Source organism: Shouchella shacheensis, assembly GCF_001484965.1.
GTDB classification, from domain to species: Bacteria; Bacillota; Bacilli; order Bacillales; family Bacillaceae_D; genus Shouchella; species Shouchella shacheensis.
This window is the reverse complement of record NZ_KQ947394.1, coordinates 104079-124908: the sequence shown is the minus strand read 5'-3', so window position 1 is coordinate 124908 and position 20830 is coordinate 104079. Positions and strand designations below refer to the sequence as shown.

The window sequence follows — 20830 nt, the reverse complement described above, 5'->3', positions numbered from 1 at the left end:
TAAAAGGAACTACATGGATTTGCCGTGCCTGAAGAATTCATATTTAGTAGTGGTTCGTAGAGAGGCTAGTCTTCGCCACATGGAACTTGAGGGATCAAGGGTTGTTGGATTAGTAAATACCCATGACTACTCACAAAAGAACTAAGAGCTTGCTAGATCCAAAACGAAACTGTAAAAACCTGTTCCCTGCAAGCATGCTTTCCGGGTTGTAAGCGACGAAGCTGTCGGGGGGTGCTGTTCACTGAATGGTTCTCAAGGAAGGGGGGGGGCGAGTTACTCTCATAAACGGGCGATAGTGGGAATCGGCGAAATGATCTATGCAAACTAATCTAGAGAATCAATCACAGACTCTAATAAAGAACTAAACGGAGGGATAGCCATGCAATCATGGAAACTGTTTGAGGGAATACCGACCACCTGCGTCTCAGACGCATTAAAAGGAAGCAACCACATGGACCAGGCGGTCAGGCCACTGAAGCCGGACTGGCATTTAGCAGGAAAAGCCTACACCGTCAGCATTCCAGCAGGAGAAAACAAAGCCGTTCTTCAGGCGATCTATCACGCAGAGCCTGGCGAAGTGCTTGTGATTGACGGCAAGTTTGCCACAGATCATGCGATCGCTGGTGACTTTATCGTCGGACTGGCACAAACACTAGGGCTAAACGGAATCGTATCGGACGGAGTCATTCGCGACATCAACGATACGGTCGCCTTGGATTTCCCTGTTTTCTGTCAAGGCACGACGCCAGCGGCAGGCAAGAAAACGAAGGAAGGCGAACGTCAGGTTCCGATCAATTGCGGGGGTGTGCAGGTACGGCCCGGGGACATTATTGTTGGGGACATTGACGGGGTGGTTGTCGTCCCAGCAGAGCAAGCAAAAGAAGTGCAGAAGGCGGCCCTTGAAAAAGTGAAGAGCGATGAAGAACGCTTGGAACGAATCAGCGGGAATCCGGAGGCTGTTCGGGAGTATTTGAGGAAGTTTTTGTGAGGTAGGGATGGGGTATTGAAAGCGAGAGAGGGAGAGCTGTGCCTTCCTTGTGTTGATGCAATACAGGATGTAAAACAAAACATCGAAAACAAATATACGAAAAGAGCGGCCAACCAGCCTCTTTACAATCTAGGATATCTACCTCAGCATTATTCTTCTTTTGAAGTAGAAAATGCTAACAACCTTCTTTATTTACTCAGAATGTCTCTTTTTCTGTATTTTTCCAGCATGAGGTGATGGTTACTCACCATCACCTCATGCTGGAAAGCTAATGAGGCTCCCCTTACTGACCTTCAAGCTTTTGAGCCTAGCTACGTTAATGTGTTCCTCTGACGGCTCTCATTCACTGACCTTAAAACATTACCGCATTTCTTAAAATTCTCTTGTTTTCGTTTTGTATGAAAGCGATTACTATTAATTTGAAAGGGTTCTATGATCATTTGCGCTAGATGTGCTAAAAGGGGGGCAATATGAAAAAGTATTTGAAAAGAGGACTGTTGGCTGGTGGGAGTGTGTTTGTGTTAGTGGCATGCAGTGATTCGGCGACAACGGAATCAGACGAAAGTATAGAACCTGTGAATTCAGCTGCTGAGCTGCCGGAACGATTTGAAGAACCGGTTACGCTCGACCTGGTCAAGCATGTCTCAGGGGACATCTTTTTCCGTGATGATGAAACGATGCAGGATAATGTTCACACCGATTGGGCTAAAGACACGTTTAACATTGATTTAAACTATATGTGGACAACGAGCGGACCTGGAGAAACATTTGATACCAAGCTTCAACTAAGCATGTCGGCAAATGAAGAGTTGCCGCCGATTTTGTCGCTCAGAAGTGATTTAACACAAGATCTCATTGATTCAGGACGCGTCATAGAGGTTGGAGAGGTGTTTGATAAATACGCGTCGGATACGTGGAAGGAGGCAATGGCGGCTGATCCGTACGCTTGGGACCCATATATTCGCGAAGATGGGCGTTATGCTATTCCTATTCTCGATTACGAAATGAATGGAGACACGGTGTTATTTATCCGCCAAGATTGGATGGATGAATTGGGGCTTGATGCTCCGGAAACGCTTGAGGATATTGAGATGATTATGGACGCGTTTGTGAATGAGGACCCTGCTGGTACTGGAGAGACCACGTATGGACTCGCAGTCGGGTTTGCGAATGCACTCAATACATGGATGTCAACGGCGGACTGGGTATTTGGAGCCTATGGTGCTATGCCTGACCAATGGAATTTGGCAGAGGATGGTACACTGGAACATGGATCGGTTCAGCCTGAAGTGAAGGAAGGTCTTGAAACGATGCAAGAATGGATGGACAAAGGCTATCTTCATCCGGAATCTGGCCTCTGGGATGAAGGCAAGGCAGCTGAGTTGTTTACCTCTGGGAGAGCAGGCATCATTGCTGGACCACACTGGATGCCGGATTGGCCGCTGAGTGAGCTGTTGCAAAACGTGGAGGGGGCAGAGTATAAGGCATACCCAATTCCTACTGGTCCTGAAGGACTTTCCGGGCGTTCAACCGGAATTACCTCCCAAAATGGCGCGGTCTTGATTAATGAAGACGCTACGGAAGAAGAAATTCAGGCGTTTTTTGTTTACCAAAACTATTTGTTTGAAAACTACGCCAACCCGGAAGAGGGAGGAGAGTTTGAATACGGATTTGCAGAAGGATACGACTATGTGTTAGATGGGGATGAAGTGAAGTATGGGGAGGATGACATTCCAGGAGGGCGTATCGATCCGATGAAATATACGATTACTTTTGAAGCGGCACGCATTCCGTCTCTGTATATCAACGCTCTGGCTGACTTTGCCCGGGGACAAGAGCCGCAGACACCCTTTGAACAGAAGATGTATCTCCACTATCCCGAAGAAGCATGGGAAGGGGCTCGAATTGTGGTAGATAATCAGGATGAACAAATTCCAAGTGTATTTACGGGTGCTCCAACCCCTACGATGCTAACGAGACAGGATACGCTTGATACGCTACTTCAGGAAGCGTTCAGTAAAATGATCTACGGAGAAATGGACATTAAAGAATTTGATGGAATTGTGGACCAGTGGAAAAGCTCTGGAGGTGATGATATTACAGTAGAAGTGAACGAATGGTATGAGACCGTTGAGGAAAACCGTTAGGAGAGCCCCTTCCGTTTAATACCATACTAAGAGGCAGTAAAAAAACCTTCCTCCCCCTCTTCTAGTACGCTACAATTTAACCATTATCGTAGAGGAGGGGGAGGGATGATAAAACGATTAACGCTGTTTCAAAAAGTCATAGTTCTTATGGTGGGACTTCTCGTTCCTGTAGTCGGTTTATACACGTATTCCAACTACGTAAGTGAACAGGTCATACGTGAGGAAATTCATACTCAAAACATGAGCAAATTGGACGTTGCCATGAACCGAATTGAAGCGGACTTGGAGCAAGTATCACAGTTTCTTGTCGCCCTTAGTGTAGACTCGGATGTCAGCAAACTACGTAATCTTGATTTGCTAAGCCATTATGAGGCGGTTGTTCTGCAAAATGCTGTACTGGAAAAGATGCTGACGTACCAACAATTAAGCAATATGCTCGTGGATGTCTCTATTTATTTGCCTGGAAAAGAAAGCGCCATCACAACCATGTCCGCTCATCCGGGCCCCCTTGGAGAGGAGGCAGAGGCATGGTTCTACGTTCATGAAAAAGGGACAAATGAGCGCAACTATTTCATAAGGCATCTTCGTTACCCGCTTCATGGGTTTGAAATCGGAAACGAAGTCGTCATAGAAGCGAGAGTCTATGAAGAGAGTGTGCGCCTTCATCTTGCTGAACTTGGCTCGAATGGGGCTGGGCAATCGGTATTCTACCATCCTGACTCTGAAACTATTGAGGCGGCAGGGGCAACAGAAGAATGGATATTCTCAAATATGGAAGACTTGAATCCGAATTTTCAGGAAAGGCAAGGCACGTTTTCCCTCAGACAAGGCCACGAAGACTATTTGATCAGCTTTATTCAATCTCCTTCATTAGGTTGGGTACTGGTTGACTATATACCAATGGAAGAAGTGCTTTCTCCTGTACAATCAACGCGGGTTTTATTCTATGGCTCGGTCTGTTTGCTTTTGCTGTTTGGACTTGTGGCGGCTGGGCTTTTATATAAACATGTCCATGTGCCGGTATATAAGCTAAAAGAGGCGATTCATCGATTTAAAGGCGGAGACTATAGCGTACGCATGGATTTGAAAAAAGAGAGTGAGTTCCAAACAGCAATGAGCGGGTTCAATGAAATGGCCGAGCGCATTCAGACGCTGATTGAGAAAGTCTATGAAGAAAAAATCCATTCTCAGGATGCTTCGTTAAAGCTGCTGCAAGCACAAATTAATCCACATTTTCTTTATAATTGCCTTTTTTATATGAAGAATATGGCGAAGGTTAAAAATACAGAGGCGGTTGAGGCGATGGCCTTACAGTTAGGGAGGTACTATCGCTTTCGAACGAAAGTGGAAGATGAAGAAACATACGTAGGCGAAGAACTAGAGTTGATTCAGAGCTTCCTGGAAATCCATGCCTTACGGAAATCGAGCCTCTCGTATGATGTATCAGTGCCAGAGCCAATGAAACAAGAGTTGATTCCAAGGCTACTCATTCAGCCCATCGTAGAAAATGCGATGCTACATGGCATTGAGCACATGGAGGAGCCGGGTCTGATCTTGGTAAAAGGGGAGATACGCGAAGGGTATATGAGAGTTGCCATTGACGACAATGGCCCAGGCCTTTCTGAAGAGAATCGTTCTTTTTTGCAACAGCAGATCGAGGAAGGGGAGCAAACATCAGAACGTTACGGAATGCGAAACGTACACCAACGCTTAAGAAACCGGTACGGGGGCCGGGCCGGATTGCTCCTCAAAAAGTCTGAACTAGGGGGCCTTAGAGTAGAGATCCTGTGGGAAGAACGTGCGGAAGGGAGGGAGGGATAGGTGTACCAACTGCTTTTAGTCGATGATGAAGAGGCGACGTTGCAGGGCCTGCAATCCCTGCCGTGGAAGGATATGGATTTCTCATCCGTTTATCTGGCGCGTTCGGCAAGAGAGGCCCTTTCGATCCTCGAACAAACGGAAATAGATGTCATGGTCTCAGATATTCGCATGCCTGGGAAGTTGGGGACCGATCTTCTTAAAGAAGTCCATGATGGAGGGCATCAGGTGAAAGCGCTCCTCCTCTCTGGTTACGCGGAATTCTCATATGCGACGGATGCTTTGCGTGCTAAGGCCGTTGACTATCTCTTAAAACCAGTGGCTGATGAGGAATTGCTGGACGCGGTTTCTCGGGCCCTTCAATTAAAGTTGGAAGTGAAGAAAGCAGAGACGAGGAGCCATTTGGAGTTAGGGGGAGCGGTTCTTCGTCCTTGGTTGGAGGAAGGAACAGAGGTCGGTCTTGTTTCGTTTTGCCAAGCAGAGGGTGTAGCATTTGATACAGAGGCTCTATGGTTGCGGGTTAACATGGGAGACCACGGTGTTGAAGTAGAGTCCAAGCAATTACGTTGGTTTGAACACATGATGAGTGATTATTTTCAAAACGGACGTACAGGCTTGATGACGTTGAAAGAAGGGTCGGGGCATTATAGTGTGCTGCTCTATCAGAAAACAAGTACTCCACCCGTAGATTGGGAAGCTTATATCCGGCATGAGTTAACTGATAATTTTTTGAAAACGATGAAAAGAACGTTTGCTGGCCCTATCACAGTAAAATTAAGCAGGAGGTTTTTGCTAGGGAAAAAAGGGGCTATAGTGTATCGCCAAATGAAAGAAAAAAGCAGAGAACCGCTATCTGCGGCAGAACAGCTTGTTAGCCGCGTGCAGCACTACGTATACACGCGTTTAGAAGAACATCCGAATTTGCAAAGTGTGGCTGATGATCTACAGCTTCATGCTGCCTATGTCTCCAAGGTGTACAAAGAGGTGACTGGCGAAAACTTCACCGACTATATCCATCGAACGAGAATGGAAAGGGCTGTGTTCCTGCTAAACGAAACGAACGAAAAAATCGCTGTTATTGCTAAAAAGCTTGGTTACGGGGACTCTTCGTATTTTATTAAAGTGTTCAAAAAGTATTTCAACGTGACTCCGCAGGAATTTCGAAGTGGATAAGAAAGGGGTGGACCTCATGAAGACTTCCACATCGACAACGGCAGGGCTTCCCATAAAAAAACGCAAACGCCCCTGGAATCTTAAGCGAAATTGGCCGCTTCACATTCTGGTTCTTCCGGCCATCCTGCTTGCATTTGTTTTTAACTATGTGCCGCTTGCAGGGATCGTCATGGCGTTTCAGGATTATAAGCCGTTCTTAGGGTTTTGGGATTCGGAATGGGTCGGCCTTGAACAATTTAGGCGTATTTTTGAATTCAGCGAAGGAAGGCAAGTAATTTGGAACACCTTTGTTATATCCATCTTCAAGATTATTTTTCAGCTCGTCATACCTATTATTTTTGCCTTGCTTTTGAATGAAGTGCGTATCATGGCGTTCAAGCGGTCCATTCAAACGCTTGTCTATTTGCCACACTTTTTATCGTGGGTCATCCTCGGCGGCATCTTACTTGATTTGCTTTCTGTCGATGGAGGGCTTGTGAATCAGTTCCTTGGCTTATTTGGGATTCAACCAGTCTTCTTCCTTGGAAACGGGGATTGGTTTCGTGTGACGGTCATTGCGAGTGATGTATGGAAGGACTTTGGATTTTCCGCCATTATCTTTCTGGCTGCGCTTGCCGGCATTAACCCAAGCCTGTATGAAGCGGCCACTGTAGACGGGGCCAATCGATTTCAGCAAGTGCTCCGCATTACGCTCCCGGGAATTCTTCCAATTACCATTGTGGTGGCGACACTTGCTTTAGGGAATATTTTAAATGCTGGATTTGACCAGATTTTTAACCTGTATAACCCGCTTGTCTATGACAAAGGCGATATTATTGATACGTATGTTTACAGGCAGGGGCTTCTCGGGGGCAACTTCAGCTATGCGACGGCCGTGGGGTTGTTTAAATCAATCATTGCTTTCTTTTTAATCGTACTGGGCTACCGCCTTGCCTATAAGTACGCAAACTACCGCATTTTTTAGGGGGGGATGGCATGTTTCATCGCAGCCGGTCTTACAAAGTTTTTTCAATATGCAATACGGTTTTTCTTACGTTGCTCGGGATTGTATGCATTCTCCCCCTGCTGCACATTCTGGCCGTTTCCTTCAGCGCTTCTGCACCTGCCAACGCGAATATGGTTCGTTTCCTGCCTATTGATTTTACCGTGGCAGCTTGGGAACAGACACTTGGTAACAATAATTTCCTGCGGGCGTTATGGATGGGGGTATACCGTACCGTTCTCGGCACTGCCATTAGTCTTGGTGTCATCACGCTTGCGGCTTACTCGTTGTCAAAAGAGGACCACGAGTTCCGAGGGAGGAAGCTGTACGTTTATTCCCTGGTGTTCATTATGCTTTTTAATGGTGGGTTAATTCCAACCTACATGCTTGTGCAGAATCTTGGGTTAATAAACACGATCTGGGCCTTGGTTCTTCCAGGAGCAGTGAACGTGTTCAACCTGATTTTGCTATTAAATTTCTTCAGGACTGGGGTTCCGAAATCGCTTGAGGAGGCAGCCCTTATTGATGGGGCAGGACATTTTCGAATATTGTTTAAAATCTATTTGCCCATTTCTCTTCCTGCGTTAGCAACAGTCGGATTGTTTACAATGGTAGGGCAGTGGAATTCATGGTTTGATGGACTCATCTACTTAACCGACTCCACTATGTACCCTCTGTCCACGTTTTTGCAAACGGTTATTGTGCAAAATGATTTCTCACAAATCAATGTGAATCCTGACGAAGTGCAGGCACTGTCTGAAAGAACTGTGCGTTCTGCCCAGATCTTTATCGGGGCACTTCCAATAATTCTTGTATATCCGTTTTTGCAGAAATACTTCGTGAAGGGTATTGTCTTGGGTTCGGTAAAGGAATAATGAAACAACCATTGGCTGGCTCCGGTGAAAAGGAAGTTTACGGTAAAACGCCGCAGCGTCGTTGTTTTTTCTTGCAATATATGTAATTTTGGTTTTTTCTGCGAAGTGGTGGAGAGATAAATGAAGGGAAACGTGGAAGAGCGTTAATGGAGGATCTTCCCCATCAACGCTTCTTTTTAGCGATGAATCGGTAAGGGTTAGCAAGCTTCCCGCTCCTACAAATCCTCAACCAGTCGCGACATCGTTGCCACAGTCTTTGCATTTGCCTTTAAGCAGGACACCAAACGTGTCATCGTGCAATGTATAGTCAACAATAGTGGTCACATAGCAAGTAGAACAGAACACATTGTTGATAAGCAGTTGCTGAGTCTCTTTAGGGAGCTTCGCCCATTTCCGGGCTGCATTCAAATCTGTTACGGACATCTAGCAAGCTCCTTTCCATTCCTTCTACCCTGTAGCATTTCTGGCTCAGTACAGGTACAAGCATATCATTTTCACTTGTAAATCGCACATCGTTGAAAATCCCAAGCCTCTTGAGTTTTGATACCCGCTAGGAAAGTGGTATTATAGCAGTAAGAAAGCAAAAACCAAGGAGGGATGAGTACAATGAACATACAAGCGCAACGAACACCCAATCCAAACGCTGTTAAATTCACGGCCGACCAAGTCATCTTTGAAAAAAGTACTTCAGTGAAACAGGGGCAGGAAACGGACCATCCTGTCGCAAAAGCATTGCTCGGTATTGATGGCATCGACAATATCTTTGGCGTCAATGACTTTGTGACTGTCAATAAAACCGAGGAGGCGGATTGGAACGATCTTTTGCCGCAAATTGAAAAAGCATTTGAAGACGTGAACGTGTAGTATTCTAACAGAGAGCCGTGGTTTGGCTCTCTGTTTTGTTGGAGCAAGCATGCCGCCTGCCATCTACTTTCATTCCTTCATCAGATCGGCGGAAGAAAGCTTCTCCTCGCATTCAAAACAATATAGCCGGTTCTCTTTATAGACGCCATTCAAAAAACCATCCATACAATATAAACGCTTGCCACATTGGGTACAGACCCCAACCTCTTCTTTCATGTAGCTCCCTCCCGCTACCCATGTTACCCATTTTGCTTTGTTAATAGCAAACTATTCCTCTACGTTTTCGCGGATCGTATACGGTTCACTCCCCATACCCTCAATGCGCTGAAAAGCTGTCGGGCGCGGACCGTTTTTGAGTCGCTGGGAGATCAAATGAGCAGACTCTTCAGGGCTAAGCACTGAGGTATCGATTTCCAAGTCATAGATTCCAGGCACATGAACGAGCTCTTGCCATAAGCGCACGGGTTTGGGCACCTTGCCATCGGCGGTGTAACCAGCATGCCAGGTATCGATCCGTCGTTCCATGACTATCTCGATGGGGCAGCGGATGCCTACGAATAAAACAGGTAGCCCCTTCAGAATTCTGGCACATCTTGGGAGAATCCCTCTAGGGACGGAATGCCCATCGTGGTGCCCAACATCGACCACGACGTTCAGCCCCAAGCGACTGTAAGAAGCGATTGTCTCATACATGGCTTGATACATGATCACAACGAAAGGTTCGAGGTCAGGGCGTTCACCCCCGGGTCGCAATCCAATCCCAGGCTGATACTGTTCGGGGGTCATCTGCATGAACCGGTCCACCCCTACGTTCATCCACACGCCTTCAAACCTGTTCTGAATTACAGCGGCGATGCTAGACTTTCCGGATCTTGGCGTACCGTTAAGAATGACAATTTCTCCGGGTTTTTCGACTTGTGCCATGAAGATCCCTCCTTCCCCACTCGCTACGACACGAGTCATTGGTTCTTCCTTCATTATAAGAAGCTTCATCCGTTAAGTAAACGCATACACAATTCCCTCATTTTGCAAATCAACAGTTGACAAACGCCTAGGGTTCACTTATCATAATTGTAAGAAAACTACCGTCACCCGGAAAAAGTCACCGATTATTTCCGTAATCGCTCCCTTTTTCTGTCTGGGATGGCTGATACAGAAAGTTCGAAGGTGCTAGCAATGTTCGATCAAGACACGGTGTACATTATTGGGGAAGCGAAATCTCCAGCGAATAATCCGATTACTGAAAAGTATAAGCTGTTTTTCATCGGGATGGTCATTGATGCCCATTCAGGAAAAATTGTCGATGTCGAGTGTTCGTCGATTTTAAATTTGACGAATGTCTTTATTCGCTCTCTGTTTGTAGGGAGACAAGTGGAAGATGAAGAGGCGATCGTTGCGTCAATCGAAAGGCGCTATTTAGGCTCTTCGCAAAAGGCACTAACGGTGGCCTACCGGAATGTGCTGACGAAATACCGTCAACAGAAAGAAAGCTAATTGAAAATACGCTGCTTTATCTGTTCAGGATAGAACCCAGCGAAAAGGTCGAGCGATCTTTTTGCTGGGTTCTTTTCTGTTGAGTGGACGAAGCGGTAAGGGGGATAACGATGATTGAGAGTGGATTTCTTTATGTGAGTGTGTTGATTGCGATGGCGGCGCTTGTCATTTATGCAGACAGGGGGAGGGGGTGGACGTTCTTTAAGTATGTGCCGGGGGTCGTGATGATCTATATTCTCGGGGCCACCTTTAATACGATTGGTCTCTTCGGGGAGTCGGAGGCGCTAGGAGAGACGTATTCACTTCTTCGAGACGCGCTTCTTCCGGCCATGATTTTCCTGTTGCTCTTTAGCTGTGATCTGCGCAAAATCGCGAAGCTTGGACCAAAGATGATTATCGCTTTTTTTGTCGGTACCTTCAGCATTGTCATTGGCTTTGCCCTTACGTATCTGCTTCTGCAAAGCTTCTATGCGGCGGATACGTGGCAAGGATTTGCGGCGCTGGCTGGCTCCTGGACCGGCGGGTCTGCGAATATGGCGGCGATTCAAGGGATTTTGGATGTTCCCGAAGGCATTTTCGGACAAATGCTGATTGTCGATACGATTGACTATTCGATTTGGTTGATGATGCTCTTTTGGATGGTTCCCTTTGCGGCGGCCTTTAATCGCTGGACGAAAGCGGATACGTCCGCTTTTGAGGAGATGTCGGCACGACTGGAGGAGGATGCAAGTGCTGAGCAAAAGAGCATTGACCTTGTGCAAATTCTAGGTCTGATCGGGGGCTCCTTGCTCGTATCAGCCATTGCGACCTCCATTGGGGAAGCGCTCCCGGAAATCGGTGACTTTATTAATCCGATTACCTGGACGATTTTGATCGTTTCTATTCTCGGCCTGATCGTTGCCCTTACGCCGCTTGGAAAAACAGCAGGTTCAATGGAAATCGGCAGCGCAATGCTCTATATCATCATTGCGTTGATCGCTTCTCGCGCCGATTTTTCACAAATCACTGAAGTTCCCATTTATTTGCTTTCTGGACTGCTTGTTCTCTTCATTCACGGTGTCGTCATGCTCTTGTTTGCAAAGCTATTCAAGGTTGATTTGTTTACGATGGGGATCTCCAGTCTTGCCAATGTGGGTGGGATGGCCAGTGCGCCTGTTCTGGCTGGAGCCTTCAGCAAGAACCTCGTTCCAATTGGTGTCATTATGGCCTTGATGGGCTCTTTTTTCGGGACCTACGCGGGGCTGTTTGTCGGTTGGATTCTAGAACGGCTGTAGAGGAGGGATGTTATGCAGATTAAAGAGGTGCACGTCTTTACACGGGAAATCCCGCTGAAGCGACCATTCGTCACAGCCTTACGCCGGGTAACGGCGGTTGAGGCATTGGTTGTTCAGCTGACGCTTGAGGACGGGACGACCGGCCAGGGCTCCGCAGTGCCGACCTTTGCGATCACTGGGGATTCTCTTGGCGGGATGAAGGAGGCGATTGAAGGGCCAATCAAAAGGCGTATTTTTGAAGAAAACCTCACTGATTTCAATCAGCTTCTTGACGCCGTTCAAAACGCCTGTGTCGGCAATTGCGGTGCAAAAGCGGCCGTTGACATGGCGTTGCATGATCTGCGTGCAAAAAGGCTCGGGGTTCCGCTGGTACAGCTGCTTGGCGGGAATGTGAAAACGGAGTTAGAAAGCAATATGACCCTTAGCCTCAGCGAACCAGAGGAAATGAAGAAACATGCCTCTAGGCACATCAGCGAAGGGTACCGAATGTTAAAAGTTAAGCTTGGCGATGCGTGGCAGCGGGACTTGGATCGCCTGCTTGCTTTGCAGGGGGAGCTGCCAGAAGGAATCCGTTTGCGCATCGATGCCAATCAGGGCTGGTCTCCAAAGGACGCCGTGCGTATCATTCACCTATTTGAGGAGGAGAAGCTGCCGATTGACTTTATCGAACAGCCCGTGGCCGCAGACGACCTAGACGGTCTTGCCTATGTCACGCAGAACGTTGGGCTACCGATCATGGCAGATGAGAGTCTAGCAACGGTCGCCGATGCCCTCACACTCGTCCACAAAAAAGCAGCAGACTTGTTTAATATTAAACTACTCAAATGTGGCGGCATTCGCGAGGCAATGACGATCGCGAGTATCGCAGAAGCCGGGCGTGTGCCCTGCATGATTGGCAGCATGATGGAAGCCACACTTTCCGTGACAGCCGCCGCCCATGTCGCAGCGGCTCACCCGAATATCACCATGACGGATCTCGATGCGCCGCTTTGGTTGGAGAGGTCCTACCCAGAAGGAGGGATGACGAGTGCTTACCCGCCGATGGTGACATTGGACGAACGGCCAGGTCTTGGCGTTGAACTTGCTATTGCAGAAGAATCCTAAATCGAAAGGACGAGCGCAAATGATCAAGAAACGATGGGGCTATGCCCTGCTAGGTGCAGTCGTCGCAACGAGTCTAGTTGGAATCTCAAAAAGTGGGTTTGCAAAAGAAGACCAGAAGTCTAATAGGGCTCAGGATACGGCCTATGTCAATGTATCAGTGGCCACAATCTGGGGAGAACCAGACAATCTTCGTGACATTGATGAACCCTCGGCCGCCGAAGTGGTCGATCCGTGGAGGTGGACCGAGAGCATGACGCTTGATGACAAGCTCTGGCTCGTCGGAAAGCTGGAAACGCAGGCTGTCTACGGACAGAAAGTAACGGTTCTAGAAGAGGACGGAGAATGGGTGAAGGTGGCCGTGGACGGACAATCGACGCCAAAAGAGGAGCTCGGGTATCCGGGATGGATGCCAAAAAGACAACTGACCGAGAACCCGACGCTTGCCTATATGGATCACCAGCCAGACGGGTATGTAACAGCGCCAACCGCCAACCTCTATAATGACTGGGGACTGGAGCAGGAGTACCTTGAAGTCAGTTACAACACCATCCTTCCTGTATTGCATGAGGGAGAGGGGCGAGCCCTCCTTTTAACCCCGGATGATGGTGCCAAGTGGGTCGACAGTGATGATGTCAATGTCTATGAAAACGAGGAGGCAATCCCTGCCCCCGAGGCAGAGGACTTGATTGAGGATGGAAAGCAGTTTCTCGGCCTTCCGTATCTGTGGGCCGGTGTCTCAGGATTTGGCTTTGACTGCTCCGGCTTTACCCACTCTCTTTATAAAGCGCACGGGATTGAGATCCCTCGGGACTCTGGCGACCAGGCAAAAGCAGGAACCTTCGTCGAGCGGGAGGACTGGCAGACTGGGGACCTGTTATTCTTTGCCCGCGATGGCGGGACGGGAACCGTTCACCATGTCGGCATGTACATCGGCGACGGGGAGATGATCCACGCTCCGAATTCTGCGAAGACCGTTGAGATTGTGAACGTCAATGATTTTGATTACACGAACGGCTATCACAGCGCTCGTCGTTACTTGGAAGACTAAGAGATGAGGACTTCTGCCCAAGGGTAGAAGTCCTTTCGTTTGAAGACTTCGTAGTTGCTTCATTCCAAACGGGGTGGAAGACGCTTGGCCCTTTTGAAAATTCGCGACGCCAGAGTATTGCTGTGACTAGAAATTTGATAAGCCACCAGATACTGTAAGGGAATTTTTCTAGACAAATAATTTTTAAAACTACTTTTCTTGTGAGTATTATTGATATAAGATTGAAACAAGGATAATGAGACTAGATCCATAGGGGAGAGGATAGCCTGATTTCATTTGAACCAAGAATGCCGCCCTGTATACTTCTTGAATTTGCTTGGGAAGGAAAACTTTTCTTCAGGGTTGGGGTGACTGAAATCGTCTTTCGCTTTTCTGTGTCGAAGTCGATCCGAGTTTGAGAGACGAACAAATACTTATTTGGGGAAATGGAGGCGTTGACCATTGGAAAAGAAGCCTTATGTTGATGTGCATTATCTCACCAATTTTTGTGAATATTCACGCATAATTAGGGGGGTGGCTAATATTCAAAAGGCCATTCCTAGCGAAGAAATTATTCCAATGAAAGATGAAAAGATTGTAGGTGAGTTCCAGTTTGCGATCTTTGACCCTTCGTCGTACCAGTCTTGGAATGAATTGCTTGGGCCGCTTGCAAATTCGGGCGAATTGGGGGACGGTTTACGCCTTCTTGTGAAACAATTCGAGCAGCATGGAGAGCAGTATTCAACCATCGCAATCATCTACTCTCACATCACGGTAGAGAGGGAAGGAAGGGAGGCGCAAATTATAGTGGAAGCGCTGGAGCAATTTGATGATTATCTAAAAGTATTAAATGTAGACTATCTGGCACTTTATGAATCGCCTGGGTATGAATTGCCTCGAGCGAAGCGCACTCCTGAAGGAATCAAGCAGTTAAGCGGAAAGTTTGTGCACTTCTATGAAAAAGTCGGTTTGCAATTTCTCGATCAAGACGGAACCAATGTGTTGCTGGGAAGTAGCGTTCCTTTACAACTTAAGACAAATATGGACACGTTACAGGAGGAATCGCCCTGGTTTCGTTTATGGTTGGTGAAGTGAATTTTGGAGGATTTGGTAACTGGCGACGGCGAATGACGAGGGGAGAAGGGGGTTGAATGGCAATAACTATGCTCCTTATTTGAATCCGGATATGGAGGATTTTGATGATTGACCGATGAACACGACAGCCATAGCCGGACAAGTCCTCACTAGCATGATCATGGACCATCTTGGCTTGTTTGGGGCCAAGTTGATCCCGATCACCTTCACGCGCGTAGCCGCCTTCCTTTAGTTGCTTACTTGATTGTGGCTTTTTTTTCACAAAAAGTAGAGGAGTCACTGTCCATTGCTGACTGTGGGTTCAAGTACCGTTAACGTATTATTGATCGTATTTAAATTCACTCTTGCACCGATTGGAATCGCTGCTTTGTAGAGGCCGTGAGCAGTTGCTACATTTGTCATCAGTGGCTTCCCAAGGGGGACTACAAACTCGGCAATTAAATCTTCGTAGGTCTTGCCATAAGCGACCGGACAATTTGTGCATTCGCCCATGATAATTCCGACACAATCTTGAAACTTCCCGGCGATGTCCAGGTGACTCATGTACCTGTATACCGTATTAATCGGTTCATGCGTGTCTTCAAGGAGTAAAATTTTCCCTGACGTGTCGATTTCAAAAGGGGTTCCCAGTGTATCCACAAATGAGGTTAGGTTTCCCCCGACAATAGGGCCTGTAACATTACCAGGGATTCTACTCACTAGAGGCATGCCCGGAGGATTTTGGATTTGTCTAGGTGAAGTGAACGTAGAGGTAGCCGAAAAAAACTGATCGTAATTGTACGCTGGCGTCCCCATGGTGAAGTCAATTAGCATGAGACTCTGAAATGTGATTAAATCGGCCTGTTGATAGAGGACATTGAGTAAAACTGTAATATCGCTATAACCACTTACTATTTTCGGGTTCTGTTGGATTACGCCATAATCAAGATAAGGAAGGATGCCAGCAACGCCGACGCCCCCTCTCGAGGGGAGAATCCATTTGATTGATTCATCCGTAAACATCCTCATTAAATCAGCCGCACGCTCTTCCGCTGTTCCGGCAAGAAAGCCGTCTTCGGCATACACCGATTGGCCGATCTCCACTTGAAAACCCATATTCCTAAGCGTATTGATTCTGTCATTAATGATCGTCGGATCGAGGGGGCTCCCAAGCGTCACAATTCCAACGGTGTCACCTGGTTGTAAGATCGGGGGTTTGGTTGCCATCACGCACGCCTCCCTTTTCGGGAAAGTATTTTCTGACCTTTAAGAATGTATATGTGAAAAAGGGAGGTTCATACATGGAAGCGGTTGGTTCTGCCAGGTAGGCCCTATGTAATGCTTCATGGAGGAAAGTGTTTCGCAAACGCCTTTAGACGGATGGAATTGAAAATGATCCACTATCATACCATTTGAAATTCCTTATTGAAAAAACGCTTACATATGTTGTACAATGAATCCAGTAACTTATACTAAACCGATTTAGTAAAAAGTATATGCTACCTGGACTTTTTTTGTCCCGAAACTAAATCGGTTTAGTAATAAGTCATAGGGGAGGAATCCAATGGCTGTGATCACAATGGCGGATGTGGCGAAACGTGCCGGAGTTTCCAAAAGTACGGTTTCGCAGTACTTAAATAAACGCTTTGATTATATGGGAGAGAAAACGAAGAAACGAATTGAGCAAGCGATTGAAGAATTAGATTACAGTCCGAATTTTGTAGCGCGTAGCCTCCGGCAGAAAAAAACAATGACGATTGGCGTCATTGTCGCAAATATCTTACATGATTTTTCTACACAGGTGATCCGAGCAATCGAGGATGCATGTCATGAACAGGATTTTCATGTGATTGTGTGCAACGCTGATGACGAACCTGTGAAGGAGAGGCGTTATATCGAGATGCTGCGGGCTAAGCAGGTGGATGGCATCATTGTTTTTCCAACGAGCGCAAATGTAACCCTTTACAATGACTTGCTTAGGGAAGGATACCCCCTTGTCTTTGTCGACCGAATGGTTTCGAAGGTGAATGTGAATGCTGTGATCTCGGACAATGAAGAGACGGTCCGATTGGCGGTGGGGGAGTTTGTAGCGAAAGGTTACGAGCGAATCGCCATGGTCCTTCCATCACTGGAGCAACAGCTTAGCCCCCGAGTGGAAAGGATGGAAGGCTACAAAAAAGCATTGGCTGAATACGGGCTGCCTTATTGCCCCTCCTATTTAGCGAGCGGTGAGATTGAGTACGTGCAACCGGCTTTTGCTAAAATGATTGCTTTGGAAAGCCCGCCACAGGCCCTTCTTGCTGGCAATGATTTGGTTTTATTTGAGGTGCTGGAGTATGCAAAAAGGGAGCAGATGCGCATTCCCGAAGATATTGCGATCATCGGAATTGATGATGTCAGCTTCGCAAATTTTTATAATCCTTCATTAACCACCGTGGCACAACCAACATTTGAAATGGGAAAGAAGGCGGCAGAACTGCTTCTTAAGCAAATTAAAAATGGAGAGTCCTCCCAGGAAGAGCCGTGTGTCCATCGCTTTCAACCCACGCTTAAAAGGCGGTCGTCTTCCTAGAAAACAAAAAAATGTTGGCGCTTTCGTTAATGAAAACCCAAGGGAAGGATGAGGGATGTTGAAAGGAGGAAGGCATGAAGAAAACAATCTTTCTTGCAAGTGTTGGGGTGGTCAGACTAGTTGCACTTGCTGGGTGTAACACAGCTGAGGATGCAGCTGGAGAGGCACAGGAAACGTTAATTTTAGCCACACAGCTTGATGCAAACAGCCCCTTTGGGGTGGGATTCGAGCGTTTTAAAGAGGTGATTGAGGAAGAGACGAATGGAGAGGTAACGGCAGAAATCCATACAGATGGTTCTCTTGGTGGGAATGAGGATTTGCTTCTGCAAAGCATTGCCTCAGGCGCCGTTGACATGACGGTCGTCTCACCTGGCTTCATGACGCAGGCAATTCGCGAAGTCGATCTGTTTTCGATGCCGTATTTGTTCACAAGTGAGGAGCATTGGGAACGGGTGGTTGATGGAGAAGTGGGGAAAGAGACGAACGCGATGATTGAGGAAGAGACGAATTTACGCGTACTTGGATACTGGAGCGCAGGCGTACGGAATTTCTATGGCTTTCATGAGGTGAATGCACCCGAAGATTTACAGAATGTCAGCATTCGGACGCAAGACTCCCCGGCGGTGCAAGATGCATGGTCTGCACTTGGAGCTATTCCAACAAGCGTGGCGTGGGATGAGATGTATCAAGCGTTGCAAAATCGCGTGGTGGATGCGTCGGAAAATGATTTTACCAATATGTATCAGTCGAGCCATCATGAAGTCACGCCGTATATCTCCCTGACAGAGCATGATTTTGCGACGCGGTTCTTTCTTACTTCCGACGTGGTGCTTGAGAGGTTTGATGCGGAGCAACAGGAGGCCATTTGGAAGGCAGCGGAAGAAGCAACGCTTGCGGCTCGAGAGGCCGACCGGGAGATGGCAGAGGATTCCTTAAAGCGTCTGGAAGAAGAAGGTGCGGTCTTGAATGAGGTGGACACGGCTCCATTTATGGAACAGACCGAGCACGTACGGGAGCAGGCAGCGAAAGACTTAGGGGCACTTGAACTCTATGAAGCGATTCAAGCATTAGCAGAGGAATGAGGAAAGGTGGCGAGTCACTATGAAAGCAATAATGAACGGCATGGAATATGTGTTGATGCGCTTAGCCGCCCTATTCTTTATCGTGTTTGTCGTTTGCATCATCTTGCAGTTGGTATCACGGTATGTGCCCAACATCACCATTCTATGGGCGGCGGAAGTAGCGACCTATGCCTTTGTCTGGACGGTTTTTCTTGGCGCAGCCGTGATGGTGAAGCATCAGGAGCATTTTAAGGTCGATTTTCTTTTTGATAAGCTAAGCGGTCTCTCATTGTTAATCGTGCAACTGATTAGTCATGTGTTAATTGCAGCATTTGGATTGATGATGACGGTGTATGGAAGCATGCTCGCCAAGTTATTTTGGGAGTGGACAGTGAACACCTTGCCCGAACTGCAACAAGGCTATCTTTGGCTTGTCTTGCCGATTTCTGGCGTAGCGATGATGATTTTCTCACTTGGCAATGCAGCGAGTGACTACCACTTCTATGCCATGGAGAAAAGGGGGAATCCATCATGACGGGCATCCTGCTTGTTGGCTTATTCATCGGATTGTTATTTCTTGGCGTCCCCATTGCGTTTTCGATTGGAATTGTCGCCTTTATTGGGATTTGGATGCTTGATTCCGTTCCTCTTGAACTCATTGTTCAAAGTATGTTCTCGGGGCTAGAATCATTTATCCTCCTTGCGGTTCCTTTGTTTATTCTTGCGGCAAATATTATGAACCAGGGGCAGATTTCCGACCGTCTGATCAAACTTGCCGTGGCTATGGTCGGTCATATCCGAGGTGGATTGGCTCAAGCAAATATCGTCGTGTCGATGTTTTTTGGCGGCATTTCCGGCTCTGCTCAAGCGGACACGGCAGGTGTGGGTAAAATCTTGATTCCGAGCATGATTAAGGAAGGCTATCACAAGGGGACAGCGGTTGGAACGACAGCCGCATCATCAACGATGGGCATGCTGATTCCGCCAAGCATTCCAATGGTTGTCTATGGAAGCGTTACAAGCGTGTCCGTCGGGCAAATGTTTGTCGGCGGTGTGATCCCCGGCCTTCTTATGGGTGTAGCGATGATGGGATTGGTCGGTTTTGTTTCGCATCGAGAAGCCTATCCACGGCATAAACGGGTAAAAATGAAAGACATCGGTCGTCAGTTTGTTCGATGTGTGCCACCGCTTTTGACGCCAGTCATTATACTTGGTGGGATTGTCGGCGGGTTTGTCACGGCAACAGAAGCGGCAATCATTGCCTGTTTGTACGCATTCATTCTAGCCATGTTCGTCTACAGGTCGATTACGATCAAGGATTTAACGGAAATCGTCTACGATACCATCAAATTAAGTTCGTTAACACTGTTTGCTCTCGCCACAGCGAGTGCGCTTGGACGGTTGTTTAGCTATTACCGAGTGCCCGATCAGATTGCTAGGGTCTTTGAAAACTCCTTTCCGCAGGAGTGGATGTTTCTTCTAGCTGTGATCCTATTATTTCTATTCATTGGCATGTTCTTGGATGCGATTCCAGCGATGATCCTCTTTGTCCCCATTGTGCTCCCAGCCTCTGAGGCGTTCGGTATTGATCCCGTTCACTTTGGGATTGTCATTGTCATGTGCCTGGCGGTCGGTTTAATTACCCCGCCGTATGGTTTATGCATGCTGCTGGCAAGTTCCATTGCCAAGCTTTCGGTAAGCCGCTCGATCGTATCGCTATTGCCATACGTAGGCATTATTATTGCTGCAATCACCGTTGTTGCGTTTCTTCCGCAACTGGCTCTATGGCTGCCAAGTTTTCTAGAATAGGAGAGGGGAAGGCAAATGAGAACATTTAAAGAAACCGCGCGTACGTGTGTGAATGAAGTACAGGTTGTTCTTGAATCCGTTAGTGAAGAGGAACTAGAAGGGGTCGCGAATGCTTTCATCAATGCGAAGCGGATTTTTATCAGTGGCGACGGACGCTCGGGTCTAATGGGAAAAGCGATCGCGATGCGTTTGATGCATGCAGGCTACAACGTGTTTGTCACAGGGGAGACGATTACACCAAGTATTGAAGCGGAGGATTTGCTTGTGTTGATTTCTGGCTCCGCCTTTGGAAACGGAGCGCATGGCTTTGTGTCTAAAGCAAAAGATGCAAAGGCTCAGGTTGCCCTTGTAACAGCCAATCCAGAAACGCCGCTCGCTAAATTCTGTGATGCGCTTCTGGTTCTACCTGCAGCAACGAAGAATCGCAAGTCTCATGAACCGAAAACGATACAGCCTTTAGGCAATCAATTTGATCAAAGCGTGCATGTGCTGCTTGATGCCCTGATTGTAAAACTTACAGAAACGAACCAAGAAACGATGCGGGCACGTCACGCAAACTTGGAGTAGA

22 protein-coding genes are annotated in these 20830 nt (G+C 47.3%); 18 read left to right on the top strand and 4 right to left on the bottom strand.

All coding sequences use genetic code 11. The features are described from left to right. The first annotated feature begins 379 nt into the window (after nucleotides 1-379). From AVZ68_RS02845 to AVZ68_RS02820, 6 genes are all read left to right on the top strand, one after another. Nucleotides 380-988 (top strand): RraA family protein, encoded by a 609-nt coding sequence (locus AVZ68_RS02845; protein WP_059103039.1) that lies wholly within the window; start codon nucleotides 380-382, stop codon nucleotides 986-988. Between the two features lie 470 nt (nucleotides 989-1458). After that, nucleotides 1459-3135: a type 2 periplasmic-binding domain-containing protein gene (locus AVZ68_RS02840; protein WP_059103038.1), complete on the top strand. Its 1677-nt coding sequence runs from the start codon at nucleotides 1459-1461 to the stop codon at nucleotides 3133-3135. Between the two features lie 105 nt (nucleotides 3136-3240). Continuing rightward, nucleotides 3241-4956 carry a sensor histidine kinase gene (locus AVZ68_RS02835; protein ID WP_059103037.1) on the top strand — a complete coding sequence of 572 codons (1716 nt, stop codon included), beginning with the start codon at nucleotides 3241-3243 and terminating at the stop codon, nucleotides 4954-4956. Further along, nucleotides 4957-6126, top strand: a complete 1170-nt coding sequence (locus AVZ68_RS02830; protein ID WP_059103036.1) for a response regulator — start codon at nucleotides 4957-4959, stop codon at nucleotides 6124-6126. It begins immediately after the preceding gene. A gap of 16 nt (nucleotides 6127-6142) precedes the next feature. Then, the gene (locus AVZ68_RS02825) at nucleotides 6143-7090 is read left to right on the top strand and encodes an ABC transporter permease (protein WP_059103204.1); all 948 of its coding nucleotides are present in this window, start codon (nucleotides 6143-6145) and stop codon (nucleotides 7088-7090) included. 11 nt (nucleotides 7091-7101) lie between these two features. Next, the gene (locus tag AVZ68_RS02820) at nucleotides 7102-7983 is read left to right on the top strand and encodes a carbohydrate ABC transporter permease (RefSeq protein WP_059103035.1); all 882 of its coding nucleotides are present in this window, start codon (nucleotides 7102-7104) and stop codon (nucleotides 7981-7983) included. 225 nt (nucleotides 7984-8208) lie between these two features. Here the strand turns inward: AVZ68_RS02820 and AVZ68_RS02815 are convergent, their stop codons facing one another. After that, nucleotides 8209-8406: a hypothetical protein gene (locus AVZ68_RS02815; protein WP_157404559.1), complete on the bottom strand. Its 198-nt coding sequence runs from the start codon at nucleotides 8404-8406 to the stop codon at nucleotides 8209-8211. Between the two features lie 183 nt (nucleotides 8407-8589). On the opposite strand from AVZ68_RS02815, the gene AVZ68_RS02810 reads away from it, so the two are divergent. Then, nucleotides 8590-8847 (top strand): NifU N-terminal domain-containing protein, encoded by a 258-nt coding sequence (locus AVZ68_RS02810; protein WP_059103034.1) that lies wholly within the window; start codon nucleotides 8590-8592, stop codon nucleotides 8845-8847. Nucleotides 8848-8916: 69 nt separating this feature from the next. On the opposite strand, the gene AVZ68_RS20450 is transcribed toward AVZ68_RS02810, so the two are convergent. Together AVZ68_RS20450 and AVZ68_RS02805 are read right to left on the bottom strand one after the other, a co-directional pair. Continuing rightward, the gene (locus tag AVZ68_RS20450) at nucleotides 8917-9063 is read right to left on the bottom strand and encodes a hypothetical protein (RefSeq protein WP_180316659.1); all 147 of its coding nucleotides are present in this window, start codon (nucleotides 9061-9063) and stop codon (nucleotides 8917-8919) included. 51 nt (nucleotides 9064-9114) lie between these two features. Then, nucleotides 9115-9771: a chloramphenicol phosphotransferase CPT family protein gene (locus AVZ68_RS02805; protein ID WP_059103033.1), complete on the bottom strand. Its 657-nt coding sequence runs from the start codon at nucleotides 9769-9771 to the stop codon at nucleotides 9115-9117. Between the two features lie 252 nt (nucleotides 9772-10023). Here AVZ68_RS02805 and AVZ68_RS02800 point away from each other — a divergent pair, with 252 nt between their 5' ends. The 6 genes from AVZ68_RS02800 to AVZ68_RS19605 all read left to right on the top strand — a co-directional run bounded on the left by AVZ68_RS02800 (nucleotide 10024) and on the right by AVZ68_RS19605 (nucleotide 15073). Further along, a complete protein-coding gene (locus AVZ68_RS02800) occupies nucleotides 10024-10341 on the top strand; it encodes a DUF3870 domain-containing protein (RefSeq protein WP_059103032.1) in 318 nt (105 codons plus the stop codon). Nucleotides 10342-10451: 110 nt separating this feature from the next. Next, nucleotides 10452-11615 (top strand): DUF819 family protein, encoded by a 1164-nt coding sequence (locus AVZ68_RS02795; protein ID WP_059103031.1) that lies wholly within the window; start codon nucleotides 10452-10454, stop codon nucleotides 11613-11615. A gap of 12 nt (nucleotides 11616-11627) precedes the next feature. Beyond that, entirely contained in the window at nucleotides 11628-12719 is a 1092-nt protein-coding gene (locus tag AVZ68_RS02790; RefSeq protein ID WP_082676264.1) for a dipeptide epimerase, read from the top strand. A gap of 19 nt (nucleotides 12720-12738) precedes the next feature. Next, the gene (locus AVZ68_RS02785) at nucleotides 12739-13767 is read left to right on the top strand and encodes a C40 family peptidase (protein ID WP_059103030.1); all 1029 of its coding nucleotides are present in this window, start codon (nucleotides 12739-12741) and stop codon (nucleotides 13765-13767) included. Between the two features lie 513 nt (nucleotides 13768-14280). Further along, nucleotides 14281-14841, top strand: a complete 561-nt coding sequence (locus AVZ68_RS02780; protein WP_157404558.1) for a hypothetical protein — start codon at nucleotides 14281-14283, stop codon at nucleotides 14839-14841. A gap of 115 nt (nucleotides 14842-14956) precedes the next feature. Then, on the top strand, nucleotides 14957-15073 hold the full coding sequence (locus AVZ68_RS19605) for a DMT family transporter (RefSeq protein WP_082676263.1): 117 nt from the start codon (nucleotides 14957-14959) through the stop codon (nucleotides 15071-15073). Between the two features lie 44 nt (nucleotides 15074-15117). Here the strand turns inward: AVZ68_RS19605 and AVZ68_RS02775 are convergent, their stop codons facing one another. Continuing rightward, nucleotides 15118-16047, bottom strand: a complete 930-nt coding sequence (locus AVZ68_RS02775; protein ID WP_059103028.1) for a S66 peptidase family protein — start codon at nucleotides 16045-16047, stop codon at nucleotides 15118-15120. A 337-nt stretch (nucleotides 16048-16384) separates the two neighbouring features. Here AVZ68_RS02775 and AVZ68_RS02770 point away from each other — a divergent pair, with 337 nt between their 5' ends. From AVZ68_RS02770 to hxlB, 5 genes are all read left to right on the top strand, one after another. Further along, nucleotides 16385-17392, top strand: coding sequence for a LacI family DNA-binding transcriptional regulator (locus AVZ68_RS02770; protein WP_059103027.1), 1008 nt, complete (start codon nucleotides 16385-16387; stop codon nucleotides 17390-17392). Nucleotides 17393-17466: 74 nt separating this feature from the next. Beyond that, on the top strand, nucleotides 17467-18474 hold the full coding sequence (locus tag AVZ68_RS02765; RefSeq protein WP_059103026.1) for a TRAP transporter substrate-binding protein: 1008 nt from the start codon (nucleotides 17467-17469) through the stop codon (nucleotides 18472-18474). 19 nt (nucleotides 18475-18493) lie between these two features. Further along, nucleotides 18494-18988, top strand: a complete 495-nt coding sequence (locus tag AVZ68_RS02760; protein WP_059103025.1) for a TRAP transporter small permease — start codon at nucleotides 18494-18496, stop codon at nucleotides 18986-18988. Continuing rightward, nucleotides 18985-20262: a TRAP transporter large permease gene (locus AVZ68_RS02755; RefSeq protein ID WP_059103024.1), complete on the top strand. Its 1278-nt coding sequence runs from the start codon at nucleotides 18985-18987 to the stop codon at nucleotides 20260-20262. The genes AVZ68_RS02760 and AVZ68_RS02755 overlap by 4 nt, the downstream gene beginning before the upstream one ends. Before the next feature lie 15 nt (nucleotides 20263-20277). Continuing rightward, a complete protein-coding gene (gene hxlB / locus AVZ68_RS02750) occupies nucleotides 20278-20829 on the top strand; it encodes a 6-phospho-3-hexuloisomerase (protein WP_059103023.1) in 552 nt (183 codons plus the stop codon). Nucleotide 20830: the final 1 nt, after the last annotated feature.